The 3,150-nt window shown below is 74.8% G+C and carries 4 protein-coding genes and 1 pseudogene; 2 read left to right on the top strand and 3 right to left on the bottom strand.

Annotation, left to right across the window (positions count from 1 at the left end; translation table 11 throughout):
* On the top strand, positions 1-257 hold a 257-nt coding region (locus tag HGA02_RS14430), incomplete at its 5' end, for a DUF4129 domain-containing protein (protein ID WP_168679663.1).
* Between the two features lie 306 nt (positions 258-563).
* On the opposite strand, the gene HGA02_RS14425 is transcribed toward HGA02_RS14430, so the two are convergent.
* Genes HGA02_RS14425 through HGA02_RS14415 form a run of 3 tightly spaced genes read right to left on the bottom strand, consistent with a single transcriptional unit; the run spans position 564 to position 2,742 of the window.
* Entirely contained in the window at positions 564-959 is a 396-nt protein-coding gene (locus HGA02_RS14425; protein WP_124342222.1) for a DUF3040 domain-containing protein, read from the bottom strand.
* A gap of 35 nt (positions 960-994) precedes the next feature.
* Positions 995-2,266, bottom strand: coding sequence for a DNA polymerase IV (locus tag HGA02_RS14420; RefSeq protein ID WP_168679661.1), 1,272 nt, complete (start codon positions 2,264-2,266; stop codon positions 995-997).
* The gene (locus tag HGA02_RS14415; RefSeq protein WP_168679659.1) at positions 2,263-2,742 is read right to left on the bottom strand and encodes an SAV_6107 family HEPN domain-containing protein; all 480 of its coding nucleotides are present in this window, start codon (positions 2,740-2,742) and stop codon (positions 2,263-2,265) included. The genes HGA02_RS14420 and HGA02_RS14415 overlap by 4 nt, the downstream gene beginning before the upstream one ends.
* Positions 2,743-2,906: 164 nt before the next feature.
* Here HGA02_RS14415 and HGA02_RS14410 point away from each other — a divergent pair.
* A pseudogene (locus HGA02_RS14410) lies at positions 2,907-3,150 on the top strand (spermidine synthase); the annotation flags it as partial.

Raw genomic sequence — 3,150 nt, 5'->3', positions numbered from 1 at the left:
AGGGCGTGTCGTGGTCGGACTCGACGACACCGCGCGACGCGGTCGCGGCCGTGCACGACCAGGTCCGCGCGACGTCGGGCGCCGACCTCGACGAGGTCACCGCGGCCGCCCTGCGCGCGCTCGCGCGGACGGTCGAGCGTCAGCGGTACGCGCCGGTCCCGGGCGACGTGGACCCCGACCAGCTCGTGCGGTGGACGGACGAGATCGTCGACGGCGTGGGTTCCGTGCTCACGGGGGCATCCCGGTCCTCGTCCTGACGTCGCACCGGCGACGCTCGGAGACCCGCGTCGGGACGCCGTCCTTCGACGTCCCGTGACGGCACGATCTCCGGTAACGGGAGGACGTGCGGTGAAGGGCCGGGACGACGCCCGAGGCCCGACGACGTGGCATCGACGACGCGCGCGTCGCGAGGAGTCGATCGTCGTGCGCGAGTGCGTGCGGCTGACGGGGTGGCACAGCACGGCGTCGCGGTGCTGCGCGACGCGTCCGCTCGACTCATGGGTGCCGACGCCCGGTGACCGCGTCCTCGCGGTCGCGTGCGCTCGAGAGGAGCGCGCGACGGATCAGCGACCCTGCTGACCCCGGCGGCGGTCCCAGCGCTCCTCGAGACGCGACATGAACCCGCTCTTGCGCGCCTGCGGAGCCCGGCGGACGGCACCGTCCGCCTGGACCACGCCCTGCGGGCCGTGCCGGCGCGCGCCGCGGTGCGGGTCGGCGAAAGCGAACGCGACGCCCGCGAACATCACGACGAAACCGACGACGCCGAGCCACGGAAGACTCCCCGCGGCACCGAGCACGAGCAGGAGCAGGCCGACGGCTGCGCCGCCGCCGGCGATGAGGTACCGACTGACGGGCCGGCGGCCACGCTGGGTGAGCGTGTTGGCCAAGCGCGGGTCGTCAGAGGTGAGCTGGCGCTCCATCTGCTCAAGTACGCGCTGCTCGTACTCGGAGAGAGGCATTCCGACCCCCGTTGGGCTGTGGATCCGTGACGGGTTCAGGATAGATCCGCGGGAACGAAGGTGGTAGTCGAGCGCGCCTCAGGGTCGGATGAATGGACACCTGTCCTGATGGCAGCGGCCCCGAACCGGGCGCGCACCTCGTCCATCACCCGTTCGGCGTCCCGTCGGTCGGGCGTCGGCTCCGCGACGGCCTCCTCGAGCGTCGGCTGCCGGACGGTCGCCGCGGCGGGCTCGAGACCCTCGGCGCGCACGCCGACGAGCCGCACCGGGAGCCCGCCGAGGTCCGCACCGGCGACGAGCTCGCGGGCGACGAGGTAGAGCTCGCGACCGACGTCGCTCGGCGTGGTGAGCGTGCGGGAGCGCGTCAGCGTGCGGAAGTCGGACGTGCGGACCTTGACGGTCACGGTCCGGGCGACGAGCTCCTTGTGCCGCAGGCGCGTCGCGCACCGGTCGGCGAGCTCGAGCACCTTGGCCTGGACGACCGCGAGGTCGGCGACGTCCTCGACGAACGTCTCCTCGGCGCCGATCGACTTCTCCTCGCGGTGCGGCTGCACGGGCCGCGGGTCCCGACCCCACGACAGGTCGAACAGGTGCGCGCCGGCGACCTTGCCGACGGCGCGCTGCACGGTCGCGACGTCGCTGTCCGCGAGCTCCGCGACCGTCCGGATGCCCCAGCGCGCGAGCGCGGCCTCCGTCCGCTCCCCCACGCCCCACAGCGCGCCGACGGGCAGGACCCGCAGGAAGTCGAGCGTCGCCGCCCGCGGCACGAGCAGGACGCCGTCGGGCTTGGCGTGGCCGGACGCGAGCTTGGCGACGAACTTGTTCGCGGCGATGCCGACGGAGCACGTGATGCCGAACTCCGCGTGCACCCGGCGGCGGATCTCCGCCGCGATCGTGGTCGGGGGGCCGAGCCGGCGCCGCGCGCCCGCGACGTCGAGGAACGCCTCGTCGACGCTGACCTGCTCCACGAGCGCGGTCACGTCGTGCAGGATCCGCATGACGCCCTGCGAGACGTCGCGGTAGGCGGTGTGGTCGGGCGGGACGACGACGGCCTGCGGGCACATGCGCAGCGCCGCCGTCATCGGCATCGCCGAGTGCACGCCGAACGCCCGTGCCTCGTACGTCGCCGCGAGCACGACACCCCGCTGCGCGCCCCCGACGATGACCGGCAACCCACGCAGCTGCGGCCGCCGCGCGAGCTCGACGGAGGCGAAGAACGCGTCCATGTCGACGTGGAGGATCGAGCAGCCGTCCTCCTCGCGGCCCCAGTCACGTCGGGCCGCGGCGGCCCGTGGGCCTCGGCTCACGAGGCCGTCACCGCGAGCATGCGCGGGGCACCCGGCAGCGCGGTCGACGACGCCTCGACCAGGGCGCGCGCGGCGTCGACGAAGTCCTCGGCCGCGCACACTGCCTGCTCGGCACGCGCCGGGGTGACGGCGTCGAAACGGCCGGCATCGACCGCCGACCGCAGCGGGGCCGCGTCCGCGAAGTAGCCGCTCCAGGTCGCGAGCTCGGGTGCCACGGCGTCGAGGATCTCCCAGACGGTCCGCAGCGCGCGGCGACCCGCCGGACGGCCGCGCGACGCGATCACGGCCGCGCCCGCCCGCAGCGCCGCGAGGTGCGCGTGCGAGAACTGCTCCCACGCCTCCGACGAGAACTGGGCGGCGAGGAGCTCGGCGTCGGCGCGACCCAGGAGCTCCGCGGCGCGCGGCGCCGTCCGTGCGGCGTCGAGACGCTGCACGACAGCGCCCTGCCCGTCCGTGCCGATCGTCGTGGCGCCCATCGCGTCTCCCTCCGCCTCCTCCAGTATCGAACACGTGTTCGATCCCGTCAACGCCGTAGCGTGGGGGCATGCCCGACCGGAACGCCCGCCGCACCTCAGGATCGCACCGAGGACCCACACGGCCGGGGCGGTCGGCGACCCGCACGCCGTGGCCGGCCGGACCCGTGGCGATCCCCACCGGCACGGTCGAGCTCGTGCGCGACCCCGACGACCCCGACGGCGTGACCGTGCTGGTCAACGGCGTGCCGAGCTCCTACCTGGACACCGCGGACCCGACGCGCCTGGTGTTCGAGTACATGCAGCAGATGGCGGCCGTCATCGAGCGCGTCGGCCCGCCCGGCTCGCCGCTGTCGGTCGTCCACCTCGGCGCGGGCGGCTGTGCGCTCGCGCGCGCGGTCGACGCGGAGC

The sequence above is a fragment of the Cellulomonas septica genome, assembly GCF_012396155.1.
GTDB lineage: Bacteria > Actinomycetota > Actinomycetes > Actinomycetales > Cellulomonadaceae > Cellulomonas > Cellulomonas septica.
Note: the sequence above shows the minus strand (reverse complement) of the source record. Positions and strands in the feature narration are given on the sequence as shown.

Coding starts and splice junctions, on each gene's coding strand:
- HGA02_RS14415 (WP_168679659.1), bottom strand. CDS start 2,742: ATGGGCGCCACGACGATCGGCACGGACGGGCAGGGCGCTGTCGTGCAG.
- HGA02_RS14425 (WP_124342222.1), bottom strand. CDS start 959: ATGCCTCTCTCCGAGTACGAGCAGCGCGTACTTGAGCAGATGGAGCGC.